The organism is Streptomyces nymphaeiformis (assembly GCF_014203895.1).
Lineage (GTDB): Bacteria > Actinomycetota > Actinomycetes > Streptomycetales > Streptomycetaceae > Streptomyces > Streptomyces nymphaeiformis.
The window spans coordinates 227,271-250,281 of record NZ_JACHJY010000003.1 but is presented as its reverse complement, the minus strand read 5'-3'; the positions used below and the strand labels follow the sequence as shown (position 1 = coordinate 250,281).

At 74.0% G+C, this 23,011-nt stretch carries 20 protein-coding genes; 9 read left to right on the top strand and 11 right to left on the bottom strand.

The features are described from left to right. Positions 1 to 33: 33 nt before the first annotated feature. On the top strand, positions 34 to 696 hold the full coding sequence (locus GGE06_RS11350) for a TetR/AcrR family transcriptional regulator (RefSeq protein ID WP_116165691.1): 663 nt from the start codon (positions 34 to 36) through the stop codon (positions 694 to 696). Here GGE06_RS11350 and GGE06_RS11345 read toward each other — a convergent pair. Together GGE06_RS11345 and GGE06_RS11340 are read right to left on the bottom strand one after the other, a co-directional pair. Next, complete coding sequence (locus GGE06_RS11345) at positions 660 to 1,466, bottom strand: class II aldolase/adducin family protein (RefSeq protein WP_116162868.1); 807 nt, start codon at positions 1,464 to 1,466, stop codon at positions 660 to 662. The two genes, GGE06_RS11350 and GGE06_RS11345, sit on opposite strands and share 37 nt — an antisense overlap. A gap of 174 nt (positions 1,467 to 1,640) precedes the next feature. Continuing rightward, positions 1,641 to 2,474, bottom strand: coding sequence for a DUF3626 domain-containing protein (locus GGE06_RS11340; RefSeq protein ID WP_184930731.1), 834 nt, complete (start codon positions 2,472 to 2,474; stop codon positions 1,641 to 1,643). 134 nt (positions 2,475 to 2,608) lie between these two features. On the opposite strand from GGE06_RS11340, the gene GGE06_RS11335 reads away from it, so the two are divergent. Together GGE06_RS11335 and GGE06_RS11330 are read left to right on the top strand one after the other, a co-directional pair. Further along, complete coding sequence (locus GGE06_RS11335; protein WP_116162870.1) at positions 2,609 to 3,310, top strand: ThuA domain-containing protein; 702 nt, start codon at positions 2,609 to 2,611, stop codon at positions 3,308 to 3,310. 154 nt (positions 3,311 to 3,464) lie between these two features. Further along, positions 3,465 to 4,862, top strand: a complete 1,398-nt coding sequence (locus GGE06_RS11330) for an NADP-dependent succinic semialdehyde dehydrogenase (RefSeq protein WP_116162872.1) — start codon at positions 3,465 to 3,467, stop codon at positions 4,860 to 4,862. A 12-nt stretch (positions 4,863 to 4,874) separates the two neighbouring features. On the opposite strand, the gene GGE06_RS11325 is transcribed toward GGE06_RS11330, so the two are convergent. Then, the gene (locus GGE06_RS11325; RefSeq protein ID WP_184930730.1) at positions 4,875 to 5,903 is read right to left on the bottom strand and encodes a PHP domain-containing protein; all 1,029 of its coding nucleotides are present in this window, start codon (positions 5,901 to 5,903) and stop codon (positions 4,875 to 4,877) included. A 10-nt stretch (positions 5,904 to 5,913) separates the two neighbouring features. Beyond that, a complete protein-coding gene (locus GGE06_RS11320) occupies positions 5,914 to 7,998 on the bottom strand; it encodes a SpoIIE family protein phosphatase (RefSeq protein WP_184930729.1) in 2,085 nt (694 codons plus the stop codon). Positions 7,999 to 8,124: 126 nt separating this feature from the next. Between GGE06_RS11320 and GGE06_RS11315 the strand changes: the two genes are divergently transcribed. Then, entirely contained in the window at positions 8,125 to 11,616 is a 3,492-nt protein-coding gene (locus GGE06_RS11315; RefSeq protein ID WP_184930728.1) for a BTAD domain-containing putative transcriptional regulator, read from the top strand. Here the strand turns inward: GGE06_RS11315 and GGE06_RS11310 are convergent. After that, positions 11,599 to 12,462, bottom strand: coding sequence for a siderophore-interacting protein (locus GGE06_RS11310; protein WP_184930727.1), 864 nt, complete (start codon positions 12,460 to 12,462; stop codon positions 11,599 to 11,601). The genes GGE06_RS11315 and GGE06_RS11310 overlap by 18 nt on opposite strands. 190 nt (positions 12,463 to 12,652) lie before the next feature. Between GGE06_RS11310 and GGE06_RS11305 the strand changes: the two genes are divergently transcribed. Together GGE06_RS11305 and GGE06_RS11300 are read left to right on the top strand one after the other, a co-directional pair. After that, positions 12,653 to 12,856 (top strand): hypothetical protein, encoded by a 204-nt coding sequence (locus tag GGE06_RS11305; RefSeq protein WP_116162880.1) that lies wholly within the window; start codon positions 12,653 to 12,655, stop codon positions 12,854 to 12,856. Positions 12,857 to 13,067: 211 nt separating this feature from the next. Then, positions 13,068 to 14,246 (top strand): acyl-CoA dehydrogenase family protein, encoded by a 1,179-nt coding sequence (locus GGE06_RS11300; RefSeq protein ID WP_116162882.1) that lies wholly within the window; start codon positions 13,068 to 13,070, stop codon positions 14,244 to 14,246. A 9-nt stretch (positions 14,247 to 14,255) separates the two neighbouring features. Here the strand turns inward: GGE06_RS11300 and GGE06_RS11295 are convergent, their stop codons facing one another. The 5 genes from GGE06_RS11295 to GGE06_RS11275 form a co-directional block, all read right to left on the bottom strand. After that, the gene (locus GGE06_RS11295) at positions 14,256 to 15,032 is read right to left on the bottom strand and encodes an alpha-ketoglutarate-dependent dioxygenase AlkB (protein ID WP_184930726.1); all 777 of its coding nucleotides are present in this window, start codon (positions 15,030 to 15,032) and stop codon (positions 14,256 to 14,258) included. Beyond that, a complete protein-coding gene (locus GGE06_RS11290) occupies positions 15,016 to 16,245 on the bottom strand; it encodes a hypothetical protein (RefSeq protein ID WP_184930725.1) in 1,230 nt (409 codons plus the stop codon). Before GGE06_RS11290 ends, GGE06_RS11295 begins: the two co-directional genes overlap by 17 nt. Positions 16,246 to 16,259: 14 nt before the next feature. Next, positions 16,260 to 16,541, bottom strand: coding sequence for a pyrimidine/purine nucleoside phosphorylase (gene ppnP / locus GGE06_RS11285; RefSeq protein ID WP_116162889.1), 282 nt, complete (start codon positions 16,539 to 16,541; stop codon positions 16,260 to 16,262). A gap of 149 nt (positions 16,542 to 16,690) precedes the next feature. Continuing rightward, positions 16,691 to 17,248, bottom strand: a complete 558-nt coding sequence (locus tag GGE06_RS11280) for a YciI family protein (protein WP_116162891.1) — start codon at positions 17,246 to 17,248, stop codon at positions 16,691 to 16,693. A gap of 52 nt (positions 17,249 to 17,300) precedes the next feature. Further along, on the bottom strand, positions 17,301 to 18,191 hold the full coding sequence (locus GGE06_RS11275; protein WP_116162893.1) for a potassium channel family protein: 891 nt from the start codon (positions 18,189 to 18,191) through the stop codon (positions 17,301 to 17,303). A 142-nt stretch (positions 18,192 to 18,333) separates the two neighbouring features. On the opposite strand from GGE06_RS11275, the gene GGE06_RS11270 reads away from it, so the two are divergent. From GGE06_RS11270 to GGE06_RS11260, 3 genes are all read left to right on the top strand, one after another. Continuing rightward, positions 18,334 to 18,858: a GNAT family N-acetyltransferase gene (locus GGE06_RS11270; RefSeq protein WP_116162895.1), complete on the top strand. Its 525-nt coding sequence runs from the start codon at positions 18,334 to 18,336 to the stop codon at positions 18,856 to 18,858. 226 nt (positions 18,859 to 19,084) lie between these two features. Next, positions 19,085 to 19,999 (top strand): oxygenase MpaB family protein, encoded by a 915-nt coding sequence (locus tag GGE06_RS11265; RefSeq protein ID WP_116162897.1) that lies wholly within the window; start codon positions 19,085 to 19,087, stop codon positions 19,997 to 19,999. Next, entirely contained in the window at positions 19,981 to 22,215 is a 2,235-nt protein-coding gene (locus GGE06_RS11260) for a serine/threonine-protein kinase (protein WP_116162899.1), read from the top strand. Before GGE06_RS11265 ends, GGE06_RS11260 begins: the two co-directional genes overlap by 19 nt. A 124-nt stretch (positions 22,216 to 22,339) precedes the next feature. Here the strand turns inward: GGE06_RS11260 and GGE06_RS11255 are convergent, their stop codons facing one another. Next, entirely contained in the window at positions 22,340 to 23,002 is a 663-nt protein-coding gene (locus GGE06_RS11255) for a M15 family metallopeptidase (RefSeq protein ID WP_184930724.1), read from the bottom strand. Positions 23,003 to 23,011 lie beyond the last annotated feature (9 nt).

Here is a 23,011-nt window from a genome sequence, read left to right as displayed (position 1 = left end):
CGCGCGAGCGGCCCGATCGAGGAGGACGCACCCGTGCCGAAAGGTGTCACCAGGCGGCGGCCCCGCACCCGCGCGGCGCTCCTGAAGGCCGCCCTGGAGACCTTCGCCGAGCACGGCTTCCACGCGACGACGATCGAGCAGATCTGCGAGGCCGCCGGCTACACCCGGGGCGCGTACTACTCGAACTTCGCGAGCAAGGAAGAGCTCTTCCTCGCCCTCTTCGACGAGCACAGCGAGCGGACCGTACGGCGCCTCGCCGAGTCCATCGACGCGCTGACCCCCGACGAGTACACCCTGACCCGGCTCGCGGAGCTCGCCGCCCGCGTCGAACCGGACGAGCGCGCGTGGTACCTCGTCACCACCGAGTTCACCCTGCACGCCATCCGCGACCCGCAGGCCGCCTGGGTGCTCGCCCGCCACGACGAGCGGCTGCGGGCCGAGATCGCCCGCGGCCTCACCCTCGTACTGCGCCGGGCCGGGCGCGAACTGACCGTGGAGGCCGACCGGTTCGCCCGCCTCCTCATCGCCCTGCGCGAGGGCGGTCTCGCGCAGAGCTACGTGGAGCCGGCCGAGCTCCCGCCCGGCACCCTGGAACGGCAGTTCCTCGTGCCGCTCCTGGAGGCGACGACCCGCGAGCTCCCCGGCCCGGGCCCCGAGGGTCAGTCGAACAGGTCGGGGTCGGACGCGGTGATCTGATCCCACAGCGGGCGCGCCTGGAACCAGCCGGCCAGGTGCCCGCCGATCTGCCCCCGGGTGAGCAGGGCCGTCTCGCGGTCGATGAGCTGCGGGGTGCCCGCCGCCATCGCGAGGAGCTGCGCCTGGCAGGAGCGCTCCATGGTGACGAACCACCACACGGCCTCGGCGACCGAGTGGCCGACGGTCAGCAGCCCGTGGTTCTTGAGGATGACCGCCTTGTGGTCGCCGAGGGCCTTCGCGACCCGCTCGCCCTCCTCGGTCTCGTTCACGACGCCCCGGTAGTCGTCGTAGATCCCGTGGTCCTCGAAGAACGCGCAGGCGTCCTGGGTGATCGGGTCGAGCGGGATGCCGAGGCTGGAGAAGGCCTTGCCGTGCAGGGAGTGCGAGTGCGCGGCGGCGACCGCGTCGGGGCGGGCGGCGTGGACCCGGGAGTGGATGACGAACGCGGCCCGGTTCACCGGCCGGCGCCCTTCGAGGACGTTCCCCTCGTGGTCGACCAGGATCAGGTCCGAGGCCTTGATCTGGGTGAAGCTCATGCCGAACGGGTTGACCCAGAAGGCGTTCGGGTCGCCGGGGTCGCGGACCGTGATGTGCCCGGCGACGCCCTCGGAGAAGCCGAACCTCCCGAAGATCCGGAACCCGGCGGCGAGCTGCTCCTTGCGGTACGCGCGCTCCTCCTCGACGGACTCGAAGGTGGGCGGCAGCGGGATGACCGCTCCGTCGGGCAGGGGCCCGACGGCGGCGGCGATCGCGGGAGGCACGGTGCTCATGGCGGCTCCTCGGTGAGCGTGACGCGGGGGTGGTGCACGGCGCGCCAAAAGATACAGAGATGTATCCGATACGCCAATGCATCGGTTGACGTTGTGGCGTACGGCTCAGCCGGCGGGGTCCGGAACCGGGGGGCGGCGAACCCCGGCTCACGGCACCCGGCTCCCGCTCCGCCGTCAGCTCGTCGGCTTCCCGAAGCTCGTCGGCGCCCCGAACCGTGCCAGGTAGTGCCAGACCTTCTTCACGTCCTGCTGGTCGTACCGCCCCGACGCCGCCGCCTCCTGCACGATCCGCGGGTCGAGCGCCCAGTCGACGGCGATCCGGGCCGCGAGCTCCACGTACTCCGGCCCCCGGAAGTCGGGGTACCGCCGCAGCTCGTCGACGGAGACGCGGAAACCCCCGTGCCACTCCACGGGACACGGCAGCCGCCGCGCCGCCTCCTCCACCTCCGTACCCCGGTGGCTCGGGTCCAGAACCAGTGCCTCCACGTCCCGCCCGATCACGACGGGGCCGTGGACCTGCGCCTCGATGTAGTCGTCGAGCGGGTCATGGTCGTCGGCCTCGGCGAGGGCGATCAGCCGCATCCGGGACGCGACGCCGAAGTCCTCGGGCTCCAGGAAGCTGTCCGGGTAGCAGAAGCTCGCGCGTTCCGCGGCGGCCGCCGTGAGCCGCAGATGGGCGGAGCCGAAGCGGGGAGCGGCACCGAAGGGGCGGCGGCGGAAGTCGAGGGCGCCGTACACCGGGCGGGTGTCCGCCGGGGCCGCGTCGTACGCTCCGCCGAAGATGCGGCTCTCCCAGCGCCAGCGGTCCCCGCCGGGGCGGGCGGTGAGGCCGCCGTTGCTCGTACCGGTGACGAACTGGGAGCGGTAGACCCCTTCGTCCGCGAGCCGGTCCAGGAAGTGCGGATGGAAGTTGAGGGTGACCCGCAGGCCGGGGTCGAGCGGATCGCCGGTGGAGCGGTCGGCGACGTGGGCGAGGGCCTGCCGGGCATGATCGTGGAGGGGTGTCATCGGTGCAGTGTGCGGGAGGGGAAGGGGTTGCGGCTCGCGGTTTTCGATGGCTACGGTCGCGGAGCGAGGGGGGAAAGCGCTTTCTCCCTCTCTGGAGGACCCACCCGCCCCGCACCCGCCCTGGAGCCCACCGCGTGACCACCGCCGACGTCCTGATCTACACCCGCACGGCGGGATACCGCCACGACTCGATCCCCGCCGGCGCCACCGCCCTCGCCGAGCTGGCGGCGGAGCTGGGACGGGCGGCCGAGGTCACCGAGGACCCGGCGGCCTTCACCCCGGAACGCCTGGCGGGCTGCGCCGCCGTCGTCCTCCTCTCCACGACCGGCAACGTCCTGACGCCCGAGGGGCGCGCCGCCTTCGAGGCCTACCTCCGGGGCGGCGGCTCCCTCCTCGCCGTCCACGCGGCCGCCAACGCCGAGCCGGACTGGCCCTTCTACGGCGAACTGCTCGGCACCCGCTTCGACGGCCACCCGGAGATCCAGCCGGGCACGGTCCTCGTCGACGACCGCGACCACCCGGCGACCGCGCCGCTCCCGGAGCGCTGGGACTGGACGGACGAGTGGTACAACTTCACCTCGGACCCCCGGGATTCGGGCGGTTCCGTACGGGTCCTCGCCCGGGCCGACGAGACCACCTACCGGGGCGGCACGCACGGCGCCGACCACCCGCTGGTCTGGTGCCGGGGGATCGACCGGGGCCGCTTCTTCTTCACCGCCCTGGGCCATGCGCCGGAGACGTACGGCACTCCCGTCTTCCGGGCCCACCTCAGGGGAGCCCTGACCTGGCTGACGGCCGGTCACGGCAGCGGCGGCTCGCCCGCAAGGTCCTCCTGACGACGCGGGCCGCCGGAGGGGCCCGAGCGGACCGCCGGTGGCCGGGTCACCCCACCGCGTCACCCCTGTTGCGCCCCGCCCCCGGGAGAGCGGAAGGTTACGGACGGGGGCCGACAGCAGGAAGACGGGGGCCGATGGCAGGAGGAGACACGTCATGGGCATCGCCACCGTGAACCCGGCGACCGGCGAGACGCTGCGCACCTACGACGCCCACGGGCCCGAGGAGGTCGAGCGGCGCATCGCCGCCGCGCACGAGGCGTACCGCCAGTACCGCACGACGTCCTTCGCCGAACGCTCCCGGCTCCTGCGCGTCGCCGCGACCCTCCTCGACGAGGACAACGAGGACATCGCCCGCACGATGACCGTCGAGATGGGCAAGCCGATCGCCGCCGCCCGCGCGGAGGCCGCCAAGTGCGCCAAGGCCATGCGCTGGTACGCGAAGAACGCCGAGCAGCTGCTCGCCGACGAGCACCCGGCCGAGAGCGACGTCCAGGACTCCGGCGCCGACGTGGCCCGGGTCCACTACCGGCCCCTCGGCCCGATCCTCGCCGTCATGCCGTGGAACTTCCCGCTCTGGCAGGTGATCCGCTTCGCCGCGCCCGCGCTCATGGCGGGCAACACCGGCCTCCTCAAGCACGCCTCCAACGTGCCGAGGACCGCGCTCTACCTCGGCGACCTGTTCCGCCGCGCCGGCTATCCCGACGGCTGCTTCCAGACCCTCCTCATCGGCTCCCGCGACGTCGAGGCCGTCCTGCGGGACCCCCGCGTGGTGGCCGCCACCCTCACCGGCAGCGAACCGGCCGGCCGGGCCGTCGCCGCCGTCGCGGGCGACGAGGTGAAGAAGACCGTCCTGGAACTCGGCGGCAGCGACCCGTACATCGTCATGCCCTCGGCCGACATCGTCGGAGCCGTGAAGACCGCCGTCACCGCGCGCGTGCAGAACAACGGGCAGTCCTGCATCGCCGCCAAGCGGTTCATCGTCCACCGCGACGTCTACGACGACTTCTCGGAGCGCTTCACCGCCGCCATGAACGCCCTCACCGTCGGCGACCCGCTCGACGAGTCCACCGACGTCGGCCCCCTCGCCACCGAGCAGGGCCGGGCCGACGTGGAGGCGCTCGTCGACGATGCCGTCGCACGCGGCGCCACCGTCCTGTGCGGCGGACACCGCCCGGAGGAACCGGAGCTCCGGAGCGGCTGGTACTACCGGCCCACGGTCCTCACCGGCATCACCCCGGACATGCGGATCCACCACGAGGAGGCCTTCGGCCCGGTCGCCACCGTCTACCCGGTCAGCGACATCGAGGAGGCCGTGGCCGTCGCCAACGACTCGCCGTTCGGCCTGAGTTCCAACGTCTGGACGCGCTCCCAGGAGGACATCGCGTTCTTCGTCCGCGACCTGGAGGCGGGCGGCGTCTTCGTCAACGGCATGACGGCCTCGCACCCGGCGCTGCCCTTCGGCGGCATCAAGCGCTCCGGGTACGGACGGGAGCTCTCCGGCCACGGCATCCGAGAGTTCTGCAACGCGACCACGGTCTGGCAGCGCGCCTGACCCGCCGCCGGTTCAGGCCGCCGCCCACTCCAACAGCCGTTCCGCCGGCCAGGTGTTGACCACCCGGTCCGGCGGGACCCCGCACTCCTCCGCCCGCGCACAGCCCAGGATCTGCCACTCCAGCTGACCGGGCGCGTGGGCGTCCGTGTCGACGGCGAAGTACGTGCCCGCCGCGACCGCCGCCCGCAGCAGCCGGCGCGGCGGATCGAGGCGCTCCGGACGGCTGTTGACCTCCACCGCCGTCCCCGACCCGGCACAGGCGGCGAAGACGCGCTCCGCGTCGAACTCCGACTCGGGCCGCAGCCGTCCGCCCGCCACCAGACGTCCCGTGCAGTGTCCGAGCACGTCCACCAGCGGGTTGCGCACGGCCCGTTCGAGCCGGCGGGTCATCGACCGGGCGTCCATCCGGAGCTTCGAGTGGACCGAGGCGACCACCAGGTCCAGGCGATCGAGGAGCTCCGGTTCCTGGTCGAGCGAGCCGTCGTCCAGGACGTCGCACTCGATCCCGGTGAGCAGCCGGAACGGCGCCCACTCCTCGTTGAGCCGGGCCACCACGTCCAGTTGCTCCCGCAGCCGCTCGGGGGACAGGCCCCGCGCCACCGTGAGCCGCGGCGAGTGGTCGGTGAGCACCGCCCACTCGTGACCCAGCGCCGCCGCCGCACGCCCCATGTCCTCGATGGTCGCGCCGCCGTCGGACCAGTCCGAATGCAGATGGCAGTCGCCGCGCAGAGCCGCCCGCAGCGCCTCGCCGCCGCGCCCGTCCGACCCCGCCGGTCCGAGCGAGGCCTCCAACTCCTCCTCCAGGTGCGCCAGGTACTCCGGCACCCGCCCCTCCAGGGCCTCGCGCACCACCGCCGCCGTCTTAGGGCCGACGCCCTTCAGCGACTCCAGGGTGCCCGCGGCCGCGCGCCGCCCCGCCTCGCCCTCGGGCAGGGCGGCGACGGCCGTGGCGGCCGTACGGAAGGCGCGCGCCTTGTAGCCGGGCGCCCGGCCGCGTTCGAGCAGGAACGCGATGCGGTTCAGGGCGGCCACGGGATCCACGGCAACCTCCTCACCCACCACCGGGGGCGGACTCGGCACTCACCGGCGCGGGCCCGATCTCGCACCACACCGCCTTGCCCTCGCCCCGCGGCTCCACACCCCACCGCGAGGCCAGCGCGTCGACCAGGAGCAGCCCCCGGCCCGAGGTGGCGGCCTCGCCGGGGGTGCGCCGCCGGGGCCAGGCGCTCGACCGGTCCTGCACCGAGAGCCGTACCCGCCGCACCGGCTCCGGCAGCACCTCCAGGGTCAGCACCGCCCCGCCCTCGGTGTGCAGCAGCACGTTCACGAGGAGCTCGCCCGTCAACAGCTCGGCGTCGTCGACGAGTTCCGGCATGCCCCAGTCGCGCAGCGCCTGCCCGACGGCCGCCCGCGCGTCCGAGAGCCCCTGCGGGTCGGCCTGGTGGATGTACTGGTGGATGCGCGGCGCCCGGGGCGTGCCCGGGTCCGGGCTGCGCCGCAGCACCAGGAGCGCCACGTCGTCCCCGGAGCCCCACCGCTCCCAGAGCCGCTCGGAGAGGTGGTCGGCGAGCGCCTCCGCCTGCGGCGGACCGCTGCTGATCGCACTCGACAGCGCGGCGAGACCGGACTCGATGTCCGAGCCGGGCTGCTCGACGAGCCCGTCCGTGCACAGCACCAGCGTCTCACCGGGTACGAGGTCGAGCCGCGTCTCCGGGAACTCCTCGTCACCGAACACCGTCGCCAGGCCCAGCGGGAGCCCGCCCCGCAGCTTCGGCTGCCCGACCCGCCCGTCGGTGTGCCGGATCAGCGGACCCAGATGCCCGGCCCGTACGGCACGCAGGGTGCCGCTCGCCAGGTCCACCTGTGCGTACGTGCAGGTCGCGAAGCGGTTGGTGTCCAGCTCGGCGAGGAACCGGGAGGCCCGGGCGAGGACCGTCGACGGGGCGTGCCCCTCACCGGCGTACGCGCGCAGGGCGATCCGCAGCTGCCCCATGATCGCGGCGGCGTGCGTGTCGTGACCCTGCACGTCGCCGACGACGATCCCGACCCGGCCGCGGGGCAGCGGGATCACGTCGTACCAGTCGCCGCCGACCTGCCGTCCGCTCCACGCCGCGTGGTAGCGGACCGCGATCTCGCCGCCGGCGAACTGCGGGATCCGGCGCGGCAGCATCGTCGCCTGCAGCCCGGTGGCCAACTCCCGCTCCTCGTCGAAGAGGATCGCCCGCTGGAGCGACTGGGCGACGATCGCCGCCAGCCCGAGGGCGAGGTTGCGCTCGTCGGCGTTGAACGAGGTGCGGCCCCGGTAGAACAGCGCCATGCCGCCGAGCGAACGCGCCTGCGCCACGAGCGGGAGGTAGCACGCGGCCCGGAACTCCAGGCGCGCCAGGTACGGGGCGAGTTCGGGGAAGTCCCGCCCGAGCGAAGGGAACGAGGAGACGAACCGGGGCCGCCCGCTCAGTACCGCCTCGGCCAGCGGCAGTTTCCGGTCGAGCCGGCGGCTGCGGAAGTCGTTGAGCACGTCGGTGGACTCGCCGCTGAGCGCGATGAGGTTGAGCGAGCCGTTCTCGACGAGGCCGAGCGCGAGACCGTCCGCGCCGAGCCGGGCGAGGCCGCCCGGACCGGTCAGGGCGGCCGTCACGTCGTCCACCGTCACCGCCCGCGACAGCGCGTTCGTCGTCCGCTCGACGATGTTCGTCTGGACCTCGCGCCGCTTCTCCAGCTCCTGCACGAAGGCGAAGTGCGCGACCTCGGCGGTCGTGTCCCGCACGACGCCGACGATCCGCCGGGCCCGTCCGTCCGACGAGCGCAGGATCCGCGCCTGCACGTGCGTCCAGTGGGGTGATCCGTCGGCCTGCGGGATCGGGAAGTGCGCCGTGTACGAGACGGCGCCGCCCTTCACGGCCTGCCGTACGACACCCTCCAGCTTCTCCCGCTCGTCGGGGTCCAGACGCGCCACGATCGACGTCGGCCGCCCGTCGAAGGCGCCCGGGGTCACGCCGAAGACCAGCAGCCCGGACTCGTCGACATCGATGGTGCCCGTGTCGAGATCCCAGTCGAAGCTGCCGGTCCGGTTCATGGCGAGCCACTCGGCGGGCCCGATCTCGCCACTGCGCGTACGCCGGTCGTCATCGGTCATCCTCCCCATTGTCGAACCAGCACCCCGCCGACGCCATGGCGGTGACACGGCGTGGCGCGAGTTCGCCGTCCCGGAGGAACCCGGGGGCGTCGCACCCCGGCCACCGCACCGGGGCAGAATGGGCCGGTGCAGCCGCCCTACCGCGTTCTCGGTCCCTGCCAGGCCTTCCGTACCGACGACGGGACGGAGGCCGTACTGAGCGGTGCCAGGCTCCGCGCCCTCCTCACCGCGCTCGCCGCGGCCGGCGGGCGCGCGGTCGGCCCCGGCACGCTGATCGACCAGGTCTGGGCCGACGGCGACCCGGCCGACGACCAGGACCGTACGGCCGCGCTCCAGGCCCTCGTCGGCCGCCTGCGCCGGGCCCTCGGCCGCGAGGCCGTCGTCTCCGCCCCCGGCGGCTACCGGCTCGCCGCCGACCCGGACTCCGTCGACCTGCACCGCTTCGAACGGCTCGCCGTCGAAGGAACCGCCGCCCTCGCCGCCGGCCACGCCGAACGGGCCGCCGCGCTCCTCGACGAGGCCCTGGGGCTCTGGCGCGGCCCCGCCCTCGCGGACCTGCCCGGCCGGGACGCCGACCCCCTGGTCGTACGGGTCGAGCGGCGGCACGCCCAGGCGCGGCGCGACCGGCTCGCCGCCGACCTGGCCCTCGGGCGGGCCGACGCCGTACTCGCGCCCCTCGCCGCGCTCGCCGCCGGACAGCCCTTCGACGAACCCCTCCAGGCCCTCCGGATCCGCGCCCTGCGCGCGGCCGGGCGGCCCGCCGAGGCCCTCGCGGCGTACGAGGAGGTACGCGCGGCCCTCGCGGACCGCCTCGGCACGGACCCCGGTCCCGAACTGCGCTCCCTGCACGCTGAACTCCTCACCGAGGAAGGGCCCGTGAGGCCCGAGCGTGCGGTCGGCCTCCCCGCCCGCCTGACCTCCTTCATCGGCCGGGCCGACGAACTCGGTTCGCTCGCCGCCGCCTGGCACGGGCGGCGGCTCGTCACCCTCACCGGGCCGGGCGGCGTCGGCAAGACGCGGCTCGCCCTGGAGGCGGCCGGCACGTACGAAGGGCCCGTCCACCTCGCCGAACTCGCCTCCGTACGCCAGGAGTCCACGGTCGGCGCCGCCGTCCTCACCGCGCTCGGGGCCCGCGAGACCCAGCTCTGGCACACGCCGCCCGTCACCCCGGCCGACCCGAAGGACCGGTTCGCCGCCCTCGTCGAGCACTGCGCCGGGCGCCGGATGCTCCTCGTCCTCGACAACTGCGAGCACGTCGTCGCCGAGGCGGCGGACCTCGCGCAGGCGCTCCTCACGCGCTGCCCGGGCGTGACCGTCCTCGCCACGAGCCGCGAGCCCCTGGGGGTGCCGGGGGAGGAGGTGCGGTCGCTGGGTCCGCTGCCCACGGACATGGCGCTCCGGCTGCTCGGGGAGCGCGGCGCGGCCGCGCGACCGGGGTTCGCGGTGACGGAGGACCAGGAGGCGGCGGAGGAGGTCTGCCGCCGGCTCGACGGACTGCCCCTGGCGATCGAACTGGCGGCGGCGCGGCTGCGGATGCTGTCGGTACGCCAGATCGCGGACCGCCTCGACGACCGCTTCCGCCTCCTGACCTCCGGCGCGCGGACGGTCCTGCCGCGCCAGCAGACCCTGCGGGCGGTGGTGGACTGGTCGTGGGACCTCCTCGACGGGCCCGAACGGGCGGTGCTGCGACGGCTTGCGGTGTTCACGGGCGGGTGCGACCTGCGGGCGGTCGAGGCGGTGTGCGCGGGGGTGGGGGTTCGGGGCGTCCGGGATGCTCCGGGCGCCGACGTGCCGGGCGCCGACGTGCCGGGCGCCGACGTGCCGGGTGTCGACATGCCAGGCACCGACATGCCGGGCGCCGACGTGCCGGGTGTCGACATGCCAGGCACCGACATGCCGGGTGTCGACATGCCAGGCACCGACATGCCGGGTGTCGACATGCCAGGCACCGACATGCCGGGCGCCGACGTGTCCGCCTCCGACGTCCTGGATATCCTCGGCGCCCTCGTCGACAAGTCGCTCGTCGTGGCCGCGCCCGACGGCGGCGGCGGGATGCGGTTCCGCCTCCTGGAGACCGTGGCCGAGTACGCGGGGGAGCGGCTGGACGAGGCGGGGGAGCGGGCGGCGGTCGAGCGGCGCCACCTCACGTACTACCGGGAGCTCGCCCGCCGGACCGACCCGGAACTGCGCGGTCCGGACCAGCTCGCCGCCCTCGCCCGCTTCGAGCGGGAGCACGACAACCTGCGCGGCGCCCTGCGGACGGCCGTGGCGCTCGGCGACGAGCAGGAGGTGCTCTGCCTCGTCCACGTGCTCAGCTGGTTCTGGCAGCTCCGCAACCACCAGGTCGACGCCCGCACCTGGGCCGCCGAGGCCGGCCGCCTCGGCCCCGACCCCTTCCAGGAGCCCGTCCGCCCCGCCGGGCCGCTGGAAGGCCGCTGCGTGGACGTGCCGCCGCCGTGGACCGGCGAGCGGTTGTGGGAGGCACGGCGCGGCGGCCGGCTGTACGCCCTCGCGACCGAGGGCGTCGACGCCGGCACCCTCGAACGGCCCGAGACCCGTGCCCGGCTCGCCGCCCTGGTTGCCGCGTACCGCCCCGGTCTCCCGCAGACCTGCCGCCAGCCGGGCACGATGTGGTACTTCGCCCGGCTCATGACCGGCGAGCTCACCGGCCTCGACGAGACCCTGACGCTGATCGTCGACGCCGGCCGTGCCCACGGCACCGGCTGGGACCTGGGCTTCGCGCTCCTCATGCGGGCCAAGCTCGTCGGCGGGGACGGCGCCGACGCCGCCGAGGCGCTCGCCCTCTTCGAGGCCGCGGGCGACTCGTGGGGGATCGCGGAGTCCCTCGCCGCCCGGGGCGAGGCGTACGAGCGCGAGGGCCGGCTCGCCGAGGCCGCCGCAGACTTCGAGGGGGCCACCGAAGCCGCCGCCCGCGTCGGTGCGCGCTCCCAGGTGCCGGTGTTCAGGGCCCGCCTCGCGGCCGTACGGCTCCGGCTCCGCCCGGAGGGGGACGCGGCGGCCGAGCGGCTGCTGGCCGAGGCCGCCGACGAGGCCGGGCAGTGGGGCGCCGACGCCGCCGGTGCCGCCCGGACGCTGCTCGCGCAGCACTACGGAAACACCGGCCGCACCGGCCTCGCCCGTGCCCAGCTCTCCCTCCTGGAGGAGGAGTTCGGGGAGGTCACCCCGGGGCTCTTCCGGGGTCTCGTCGGCGGGGCGTGGGCGTGGCTCGACTGCCTCGACGGCGCCCACGACCAGGCCCTGTCACGCCTCGCGCGGGCCGTCGTGGACATCGAGACCCTCGCCCACCTGGTCGCCCCGTACCTCCTCGTCGCCCAGTTCGGGACCGCCGCCTGGGCCCGGGGCGGACGCGGCGCGCCGGGCGACGCCGAGACCGGAGCCCGGCTCCTCGGCGCGTACGACACCCACGCCGGCCATGACACGGGCGGCGGCTTCCGTCCCTTCACCCCGGAGACCGAGGCCGCGATCCGCGCCCGCGCCGAGGCGGTGCTCCGCGCGGCCCTGTCCCCGGAGGCGTACGGCCGTGGGTACGAGGAGGGCGCGGGCCTCTCCCTGAGGGCGGCGGCCGCCCTGGTCCGGGAGTCAGGCCCCGTCGAGTGACAGGCGTTCGCGCGCCTCGGCCAGGTCCTCCGGGGTCGGCGCGTCGTCCTGGGCGAGACGGCGGCGCCAGTACCCGGTGAAGTGCACCGACCGCCGGTCGACGCCCCGCTCCTCCACGAGGTGCCGCCGCAGCCCGCGCACCGCCGAGGCCTCGCCCGCCAGCCACGCGTACGGCCGGCCGCCCGGCAGGGTGTCCGCCCGCACGGCCGCGGCCGGCGAGTCGCCGTCGCGCAGGCGGCGCACGGTCAGGTCGCCGGCCGTCGGCAGCGGCTGCTCCTCGGCCGCGTCGGGCAGCTGGAGGTACGCGACGGCCCGGTGTCCCGCCGGCAGCGCGGCGACGACCGTGGCGAGCGCGGGGAGCGCGCAGGCGTCGGCGTACAGCAGCGTCCAGTCGCCCGCGCCCGGATCGACGGGCACCGCGAAGGCCGCCGACGGCCCGAACATGCCCAGTGCGTCCCCGGGGCGCGCCGACCGCGCCCAGCGCGTCGCGGGACCGGCGTCCGTGTCCTCCCCGTGCTCCCCGTGCTCCCCGTGGAGGAAGAAGTCGACGTCGACGGTTCCGGCCCCCGGGTCGTGCGCCCGGAGGGTGTAGCTCCGCATCCACGGGCGCACTTCCTCCGGGAGCGCCGCGTAGGCCCCGTACCAGCGCATCGCGTCGCCGTCGGACCCGGGCTCGGGCAGGACCGGCTCGGCCTGGCCCGGCCGGGGGAAGAACAGCTTCACCTGCTGGTCGGGGCCCGCGAGGGCGAAGCCGTCGAGACTCGGGCCGCCGAGGGTGACCCGCCGCATGCGCGGGGTCACCGGGCGGACGGCGGTCACCCGAAGGCGGTGCAGGGGCAGGGGCATCGTCGACTCCTCGGTTCGAACGGGTTCGGCCCCCACGTTCCCGGGCCCCGTCGACACGCCGCCGACACCCCGCCGACACGCGGTCACCGCCGCCAGGGCCCCCGGACCGGCCGCCCGCGTCGGCCCCGGATGCGCGCACGGGGACCGGACACGAGAATGGCGAGTGCCGGACGAACACGTAGGAGGCGGCATGAACGCTGAGCCCGACAAGACGTCCATGGGGGAACGCCCGACGCCCGACAGGATGCTGCACGCCGGTTCGGAGGGCGAGATCACGGCGGAGGACCTGGTCCTCGCCTCCGGCCGGGACGTGAACGAGAAGACCCTCGCCTGGGCGGAAGCCCGCATGGCGAAGAAGGGGCGGCGCACCTCCATGGACGAGCTCCTGCCATAGGACCTGTCCGGCCTCCGGGCCGGTCCTCTCGCTCATCCCCTCTCACGGGCCCCGGCTCGGTCGCCGTACCGAACCGGGGCCACGGGCGTCCTGGAGGCGTCCCGAGGCTTCCGCATTTGTGGAACACGTTCTACCGTGTCCGCCGTCGCGCGTCGCACCGCATGAGGACGCCACAGGTAGCCGCCGCCGGACGCCGCCACGGGAGGACGCCATGCACCTCGAGTACACGCCCGCACAGAACAGCCTGCGCGCCGAGCTGCGGGCGTACTTCGCCGAGCTGGTCCCGGACGACGTCCACACCCGCTACGCGGACCCGGCCGCCCAGAAGCGCTTCTACCGCGAGACCGTGCGGCGCCTCGGCACCGACGGCTGGCTCGGGGTGGGCTGGCCCACCGAGTACGGCGGGCGCGGCCTCACCCCCATGGAACAGTTCATCTTCTTCGACGAGGCCGCGCAGGCCGGCGTGCCGCTGCCGCTGATGGCGCTGAACACCGTCGGCCCGACGATCATGCAGTACGGCACGGACGAGCAGAAGGCGTACTTCCTGCCCCGGATCCTCTCCGGCGAGATCGACTTCGCCATCGGCTACAGCGAACCCGACGCGGGCACCGACCTGGCCGCCCTGAAGACCCGCGCGGTGCGGGAGGGCGACACGTACGTCGTCAACGGGCAGAAGATCTGGACGACGAACGGCGACACCGCCGACTGGGTCTGGCTCGCCGTCCGCACGGACCCGGACGCCACGCCGCACAAGGGCATCACCATGCTCCTGGTGCCGACGAGCGACCCCGGCTACTCCTGCACGATCATCAACACGCTCGCCTCGCACGACACCACCGCGAGCTACTACGACGACGTCCGCGTCCCCGTCTCCCGCCGTGTCGGCGAGGAGAACAAGGGCTGGCGGCTCATCACCAACCAGCTCAACCACGAGCGCGTCACCCTCGCCGCGCACGGCACCATGGCGATCCGCGCCCTCCACGACGTCCAGCGCTGGGCCGCCGACACCACGCTCTCCGACGGCCGCCGCGTCATCGACCTCCCCTGGGTCCGCCGCGCCCTGGCCCGCACCCACGCCCGCCTCGACGCGATGAAGCTCCTCAACTGGCAGATGGTGAACGCCGTCCAGCACGGCACCCTCACCCCCCAGGACGCCTCCGCCGTCAAGGTGTACGGCTCCGAGGCCCGCCGCGACGCCTACGCGGCCCTCATGGAGGTCGTCGGCTCGGCGGGCGCCCTCAAGGAGGGCTCGGCGGGCGCCGTCCTCCACGGCGAACTCGAACGCGGCTACCGCTCGGCCGTCATCTTCACCTTCGGCGGCGGCAACAACGAGATCCAGCGCGAGATCATCTCCTGGATCGGCCTGGGCATGCCCCGCGTCCGCCGCTAGGTCCGCGGCTCAGACGGGCGGGAGCAGATCGCTGTCGCTGACGGTGTACGTCAGCGGGGGGTAGACGAAGTCCGTCTCGCGGTTCTCGCGGCGCCGTAGTCGGTAGAACTCGGTCCTCTGTTCGTCGTCGGCCGGCACGAGGCGCGCACCCTGCGGGAGGTGTGCGTGTCCGTCGCGAAACCGGAGCGAGGTTTTCGACGTGCGGAACGTGACACCCAGCCAGGGGTTGTCCGCCGTCTCCGTCCGGGCGGGCGCGGTCCACACGATTCTGTGTTTGAGGCGCCGGTTCGCGGCGACGGAGAACGCGACGACACTGTTGTGGGCGAGAGGGATCTCGGACTTCTCGCCTTCGGCCCCCTTCGATTCGAAGACGAGCTTCCTCGTCGGGCCTGCTTCGGGGCGCTCGTAGCAGGAGAAGACGGCGATGAACGAGTCGTCGGCCAGGTCGAGGGCCTGGTCGGAATGGCTGCCCATCGTCTTGTAGGCGTTCGTGTAGCTCTCGATGAGGGCGTTGTTGAAGCCGACGGGAAGTGCCGCGCGTTCTTGGATCTGCTGCGCCAGCCGTTCGTGCACCGGGCCGAAGCGCTGCGCCGGGTTTCCGTATCGAGTGGTGGTGCGGACGAGAGGCACGCCGCCCGTCTCGTCGATCCTGGTGAGGGTGGCGCCTCGTCTGCCTTTGCCCAGGTCTTCCCAGCGGGTGGACGCGGACAGCTCCGCGAAGAGGTTCTCCTCGGTCGGCAGGGCGTACGAGAGGATCTCGTCCGCGATCCTAGGCTCGGGGGGCAACGTAGTCTCCCGTGTTCATGCTGAAGAGGAATCGGTCGCCGTAGTCGATGAAGGACGTGGACCTGTTCTCCTCGGCGTACAGCGTGCGCAGCTCGTCCATGCCGGCCGGCGTGGGGGGTTCCAGCCTCACCAGGCCTTCGGCCCTCTTGAGGAACGTTTCGCCGCCCTTGTGGACGGCTTCGGTGCTCGAACAGCGCACCACGTATCCCAGGCGGGTCGGGAGCAGTGCGGCGTCCAGCGTCGAGGGCCGGATCTCGTGCGTGTACAGGCGGTTGGTGGACAGCGGCACGAAGAACACGGAGCCGGGGTGGAGGGTCACGCTGAACTGCGCGGGGAGCGCCGCCCCGTCGCGTTCCGCGGTGGGGTCCTTGAGGTGGAAGCGGAGTCGGGTCAGCCCGCTGACACCCTTCACGCCGTAGTCGAAGGCGTCCCCGGCCAGGGGCTCCAACCCGTCGAGCCGGTCGTAGAACGTGCAGAAGGCCATGACGCCGTTGACGGGCATGTCCTTGGTCTTGTCGGCATGGGACGAGATCTTGGCCTTGGACTGCTTGCGCCCGGCCGTGGCAAGGGTGTTGTGGTAGGTCTGGGCGAGGACGTGATTGAGCGGCGCCTGGTCCCGGAAGACGGAGGCGGCCTCGCGGTTCAGGGCCTCGACGATGTGCGTGTCGGTCGGGCGGAAGCCCTCGGTCGGCCCCGAGAGGTTCGTGGAGCACCGGAGCAGGCGGAAATGCAGCTCGTCACCGTCCTGGGTGACGGGCGTCAGGTAGATGCCGCTGCGATGCGCCGTTCCGGGCTTGGTGGACTCCGTCAGGGACTGGAACTCGTGCTCCGTACGGATCCGTTCGAAGTGATCGGTGCCGAGTCCGAAGAACCGGCGGTAGTACACGCCGACGCCGTGTACGCGGAGGGGGACCCGGCCGAGGTCGACGAGGTTCCAGGACGCGTCGAGGTCCTCGTGCCGGCCGTGCGACAGCTCCCGGACGACGAACACCCGGGCAGCCGCATCCAGCCGGCGGCCGTTGATCCCGGACACGTCGCCACACAGGTAGACGGTCTTCTGCGCGAGGTCGGGCGAACCGGAGGCGAGATCCTCCGGCGTGATCACGGACCCGAAGAAGTCCTTGGTCAGGTCGTCGTCCTTCAGCGCCGACGGCGCGACCAGGATGTTGTTCGCGTCCTCGATACGGGCTTCTGCCGTGGTCACGGTCCTCATCACCGTCCTGGTGTTCAGCGGTATTCGCAGAGGTAGGCGGTCTCCACCGCCACCTTGAGCTGGAACCGGCTCTCGCCGGGAACCTTGAAGTGGGACCCGGCGGCGTACGTCTCCCACTCGTCGGCGCCGGGCAGCCTGACCGTCAGGGCGCCGCTGACCACGTGCATGATCTCCGGCGCCGCGGTGCCGAACTCGTACTCTCCGGGAGCCATGACGCCGATCGTCGCCGGGCCCTCCTCCTGGGTGAACGCGATCGACTTGACCGTGCCGTCGAAGTACTCGTTGACCGTGAACATGGGCGTCCTCGTGTGAGTGGAGCGGATGGGGCGGCCGGCGACATCGTGTACCGGCCACGGGTAGGGGAACCTTAACGGCGCGGGAGCGGTCGGCCGGTCGCCCGCCCGGTTTCATCTCACGTGCTGGACGGAGCTGTTCGGCGGGACGATCAGGTCGTCGGGCGGCCGCCGAAGGACCAGTCGTGGACCTCGACGTCGGCGTACCGGTCGGGGGTCCGCAGGACGGCCGCGGCCGTCGCCGCGTCCGGGGCGCGGACCAGGGCCGCCGTGCCCACCCAGGTGTCGCCGTCGTCGGACAGCAGGGGGCCGTACGCGATCAGGTCCTCCCGGTCCGCCGGAGGGGTGAGGTCGACGGGCTCGCCCTCCCCGAGGCCCAGGACCAGGTAGCGGTTGCCGCCCTCGCGGCCTCCGGGGAACTCCCACATCGTCCGCCCCAGTGTGTTGCGCCACCGCCGCAGCAGGACGTCCCGGTACACACCGGCCTGGTAGTTCGGCTCGTCGAAGGCGAACGCCCGGGCCGCGGCCGCGTCGGGAAGGTCGACGATGTGCACGCTCCCCGTGCACTTCTCGCCCGCCGCGTCGAAGGTCGGCCCACGTGCGATCAGCTGCTTCGCGAAGCCGTCCATGTACGCCCAGTGCGCCTCCAGGAGGGCCTTCCTCAGGGGCATGGACGCGGACCGGTCACGGTGGTGGCAGAGGAATTCCATGGGCCCAGGATGTGCTGCCCGGAGCGGTCACGTCGAGGGAATAAGGGCCGCGTCACGGCCCGTGACGCGCACTCGTCCAGGAGCGGCCGTGGTCCGCCGCGTACGCCTTGAACACCTCGTCGGGAGGACCGCCCGTGCGCAGGAAGCGGTCGTCGAGGACGGTGGCCAGGTCGTCGAGTGCCGTGCGCAGGACCGACGCCGAGAGCCGGACGTCCGGATGGCGGGCCCGCTCGGCCCGGTCCGCCAGGCCCACGGCGTCGCGGAGCCGGGCGGCCAGGGAGATGCTCTCCTGACCGTCGTAGAAGTAGTACGACTCGGCGTACTGCAGGAAGTCGACCGTGACCGTCGCGAAGGCGGAGGCCAGGCCGTCCAGGAGCGCGGCACCGCCGTCGGAGTCGAGGACCTCGACCGTGAGGCGGTTGCGGCCCAGATGGGACAGGCGCAGCGCGAGCGCCCGGCGGCGGGCGAGGGCCGGATAGATGCCGAGGACCCAGGCGACGGTCGCCGACAGCAGGGCGAAGCCCACCAGGGCCTCCACCGGGGCGAGGATGCGCAGCCACTGCGAGGTCGGGGCGATGTCGCCGAGCCCGAGGGTGGCCAGGGTGACCAGCGAGACGTACAGCGCGTCGACCGGGCCCGCGTGCTCGGCGGGGACGAGGCCGGGGGCGTACGAGAAGTCGTCCGGCATGTGGGGCCAGTAGATGAGCCCCCAGCCGACGGCGATGACGAACGCCCAGACGGTGACGACCGCCATCATGCCCACGGGCCCCGCCAGACCGACCGGCCGCCACCGCGGCCCGTGATGGGCCGAGAGCCGCCAGACACCCAGCATCACCAGCCGGCTCAGGCCGCCGTGCCGGGTCGGGTGCCAGATGGTGTGGAAGACGTCCCGCAGGATGAAGAGGATCAGCGCCGCTCCCGCGAGGACGGGCAGCCACGTCATCCCGGAACCGTCCGCCCCGCGCAGGTCCGCGCGGGCGGACCGAGAAGCTTGCTGGCCATGCTTCGAGGATGCGCGGCCGGGCGCCGCACCGCACGGGGACGGCGGCCGCACGCCCGACGCCGGCCTGTGCCAGCATGGGCGGATGTCGAACGAGGCGCTCGTCGAACCCTGCGGACCGACCCTGGTGGTGCCCCTCGGCGCGGAGCACGCCGACGCGGTCGTCGCCATCTACCGGGCCGGCGTCGACGAGGGGAACGCCACCTTCGAGACCGCCGCCCCCAGCTGGGAGCGGTTCGACGCGGCCAAGCTGCCCGAGCACCGCTTCGCCGCCGTCGACGGGACGGGGCGCGTCCTCGGCTGGGTCGCCGTCGGCAAGGTCTCCGAGCGGAGCGCGTACGACGGCGTCGTCGAGCACTCGGTGTACGTGCACCCCGACGCCCGCGGCCGGGGCGTCGCCTCCGCGCTCCTCGACGCACTCGTCGCGTCCACCGAGGCGGCGGGGATCTGGACCATCCAGGCCGGCATCTTCCCCGAGAACGCCGCCAGCCTCGCCGTCCACGCCCGCGCCGGCTTCCGGGTCGTCGGCACCCGCGAGCGCATCGCCCGGCATCACGGCGTCTGGCGCGACACGGTCCTCGTCGAACGCCGCAGCCCCCACGTCGACTGACCGGCGAGGCACCCGAGGCGTCGGCCGGGCCCGCGTCGTCGTCGACCTGTCCTCCGCCACCGCCGACCGGGCCGAGGACTTCCTCGGATTCCTCCGCACGCGCGTGTGGACCGGCCCCGCACGGGCCCCGGCCCTCGCCGGTGCGCCGCTGACGCGCGTCCTCACCGTGGAAGAGGGCCGGTCCTGACCGGTTCCCCGGGGCCGGTTCCGGCGTAGCCTGAGCGCCATGAGGCAGGACGCAGACCCCGGGCTCTTCGGCCCCCGCTCCGTGACCTGGCAGCTCCACAGCGACCCGGTGATGTGGATCGCCGGCGTCCGGGCCCTCTGGCTCCAGGCCCTGCACCCCGTCGCCGTCCGCGGCGTCATGATCAACAGCAGTTTCCAGGAGGACCCCTGGGGCCGGCTGATGCGGACCGCGAACTTCGTCGGGACCCTCAGCTACGGGACCACCGAAGCCGCCGAGGCGGCCGGCGCGCGGGTCCGGCGGATCCACCGGCTGCTCGGCGTGGACGACCCCGAACTGCTGCTCTGGGTCCACTGCGCCGAGACCGACTCGTACCTCTCCGTCGCCCGCCGCTCCGGGATCCCGCTCACCGACGCCGACGCCGACCGGTACGTCGACGAGCACCGCACCTCGGCCCGGCTCGTCGGCCTCGACCCCGACACCGTCCCGGCGTCCACCGCCGAGCTCGCCGCCTACTTCGAGGGGGTGCGCCCCGGACTCGCCGCCGGCCCCGACGCCCGGACCGTCGCCGACTTCCTCCGCCGCCCGCCCGTCAAACCCGCCCTGGTACCGGCGCGCGAGGTGATCTGGCGGCGCGTCACCGCACTCGCCCACGACACCCTGCCCCCCTACGCCCACGCCCTCTACGGCCACCCCGCCCCGCCTCCGGAGACCGTCACCCGCAGGCTCGTCGCGACCGCCAACCTCCTGCGCTGCATCCCCGCCCGCCTGCGCTGGCGGCTGCCGCCCCGGCACATCCTGCGCGCCGTGGACCGGCTCGGCCCGGAGACCCGTCCCGACCCGTACGCGTACCCCGCCCCGTATTCACTGTCCGACCCGGCGGCCATACTGGAGGAGCCGAGAAGGCAGTACGGATTCGACGGGGGCGGCAGCACACGATGGGGGACTCCAGACTGATCCAGGGCCGGTACCGCCTGCACGAGGTCATCGGTCGCGGAGGCATGGGCGAGGTGTGGCGCGCCACCGACGAGGCGCTCGGGCGCGGCGTCGCCGTGAAGTGCCTCAAACCGCTCGGCCCGCAGCAGGACCCGCAGGTCCTCGCCGTGGTGCGCGAGCGCTTCCGCCGCGAGGCCCGGGTGGCGGCCGCGCTCCAGCACCGGGGCATCACCGTCGTGCACGACTTCGGCGAGTACGAGGGCGTGCTGTTCCTCGTCATGGAGCTCCTGGAGGGGCGCAACCTCAGCCAGCTCCTCGTCTCCAACGACCAGCAGCCGCTGCCCGTCCACGACGTCGTCGAGATCGCCGACCAGGTCGCCGACGCCCTCGCGTACACGCACCGGCAGGGGATCGTGCACCGCGACCTGAAGCCCGCGAACATCATGCGGCTGCGGGACGGCACGGTGAAGATCTGCGACTTCGGGATAGCGCGCCTCGGCGCCGACATGGGCTTCACCTCCAAGCTCACCGGGACCGGCATCGCCATGGGGACGCCCCACTACATGTCCCCGGAGCAGATCGGGGGCGGCGGCGAGATCGACCACCGCAGCGACCTCTACTCACTGGGCTGCGTGCTGTACGAGCTGGCCACCGGCGCGCCGCCGTTCGACCTCGGCGACTCCTGGGCCATCCTCATCGGCCACCGGGACACCGTGCCGACCCCGCCGCGCGCGATCCGCGCCGAGCTGCCCGACTACTTCGACCGCATCGTCGTCGACCTGCTCGCCAAGGTCCCCGAGGAGCGGCCGTCCGACGCGGGCGACCTGCGCCGCCGGATCGTCTCGGGCCGCTTCGGCACCGCCTCGTTCCCGCCGCCGGCCGAGACGCCCGCGCCCCCCGCCCTGCCGCTGACCGTCCCCATGCCCGTCCCGCTCCCGGAGGAGCCCGCCCCGGCGCCCGCGTGGGTCCGGGGGATCACCGGAGGGCACCGCCCGGCGGCCGTCACCGGACCGCGCCCCGCCGCCCACGATCCCGCCGCCGCCGTCCTCACCACCGAGTGGACCACCGCCGCACCCGACACCACCCCGCCGCCCGCCCCCGAGCCCCCGGCGGAGCTGGTCGCGGTGCTCGCCGGCCGGTTCCGCGCCGGGATGGGCCTCGGCCGGCTCGGCCGCTGGGACGAGGCCGAGTCCGTACACCGGTCCGTCGCCCGGGACCGCGCCCGCACCCTCGGCGAGGACCACCCCGACACCCTGACCAGCCACTACGAGGTCGGCTTCGCCCTGGCCAGGCTCGACCGCCCCGCCGACGCCCTGCACGTCTTCGGCAGGGTCGCCGAGGCCCGCGCCCGCGTGCTCGGCGACGACCACCCCGACACCCTCGCCGCGCGACAGGAGCGGGCCTACGCCCTGGGCCGCCTCGGACGGCACCCGGAGGCGTACGAGGTGTACGGCGAGGTGCTCGCCGCCCGCGAGCGCACCGTCGGCCCCGACCACCCCGACACCCTGCGCTGCCGCCACAACATGGCGTTCACCCTCGGCCGCCTCGGCCGCCTGGAGGAGTCGTACCGCACCGCCCACGAGGTCGCCGAGGCGCGCGCCCGACTCCTCGGCGAGGCGCACCCCGACACGCTCATGACCCGCCACGAGGTGGCGTACACCCTCACCCGCCTCGGCCGAGGGCAGGAGGCGCTCGTCCAGTACCGCGCGGTCGCCGACGCCCGCGCCACCGCCCTCGGGCCCGACCACCCCGACACCCTCGCCGCCCGCTACGAGACCGGCGTCTGCCTCGGCCGGCTCGGCCAGGCCGCCGACGCCCTCGACCTCTGCCGCGACCTCGTCGCCGCCCGCACGCGCGCCCAGGGCCCCGACGGTCCCGAGACGCTGCGCGCCCGCCAGGCCCTCGCCGTCAACCTCGGCCGCCTCGAACGCTGGACGGAGGCGCTCGCCGAATCCCAGAGCGTGCACGCCGACCGCGAGCGGGTCCTCGGCGCCGACCATCCGGACACGCTCACCAGCCGCTGGGAGACGGCCGTCGCCCTCGGCCGGCTCGACCGCTGGGAGGAGGCGCGGGAGTGCCACCGGGCGATCGCCGCCACCCGCACCCGGCTCCTCGGCCCCGCACACCCCGACACCCTCGCCGCCCTCGACGACGAGGCCCACTGCCTGGAACGCCTCGGCCGCGACGCCGAAGCAGCCGCCCTCCTCCTGAAGGCGGCGACCCCGCCGGGGGCGTGACGTTCGGTCGGGGACGCGACGGACGGTCGCGTGCCGGGCCGCCGGAGGCGTGACCGCCCGCCAGGGGCGTGACCGTCCGCCGGAGGTGCGACGCCGGTCGGCGGGCGGGCGGTCCCGGACGCGGTCAGCCCAGCCGCGCGAGCTCCTTCGGCCCGTACGGTGCCGCCGCCGCGCCCGTCGCCAGTGCCCAGTACCGGTCGCCGTACGACCAGTGCCACCACTCCGTCGGGTAGTTCACCAGGCCCGCCGTCGTGAGCACGGAGCCGAGCAGCTCCCGGTGGGCGCGCGCCTCCTCGGAGATGCCCTCGGCATGGGTGTAGCAGGCGCCGCCGCTCTCCTCGGGGTCCGCGTTCATCCGGGTCCCCAGGTCCAGTTCGCGCCCGTCGGCGTCGGCCAGCGTCAGGTCGACGGCCGCCCCGGCGCTGTGCGGGGCGATCTCGGGCGGGGACACGTACCGGCTCGCCGCCGTGAGGATCCGCTCCTCGGGCCACGCGGGGTGCAGCGCCCGTAACTGGCCCGCGTACTCCTCGAAGTACGCCCGCTGGAGCGACGGCGGACGGTACCCCTCGACGAACAGCAGCCGCAGGCCTCCCGGCAGCAGCTCCTGCGCCGCGAGGAGCCGCTCGACGACGCCCTCCCGCAGATGCGCGAACGCGTCCGCCGGGTCCTGCTTGCGCGTGTCGACGAGCAGCGAGCCGACGCCGCGGACGTCCACCAGGCGCTCACCGCACTCCGTCACGGGTATCGCGGCGACCTTCGGATCCGACATCAGGATGATCTCCGTCATGCCGTGATC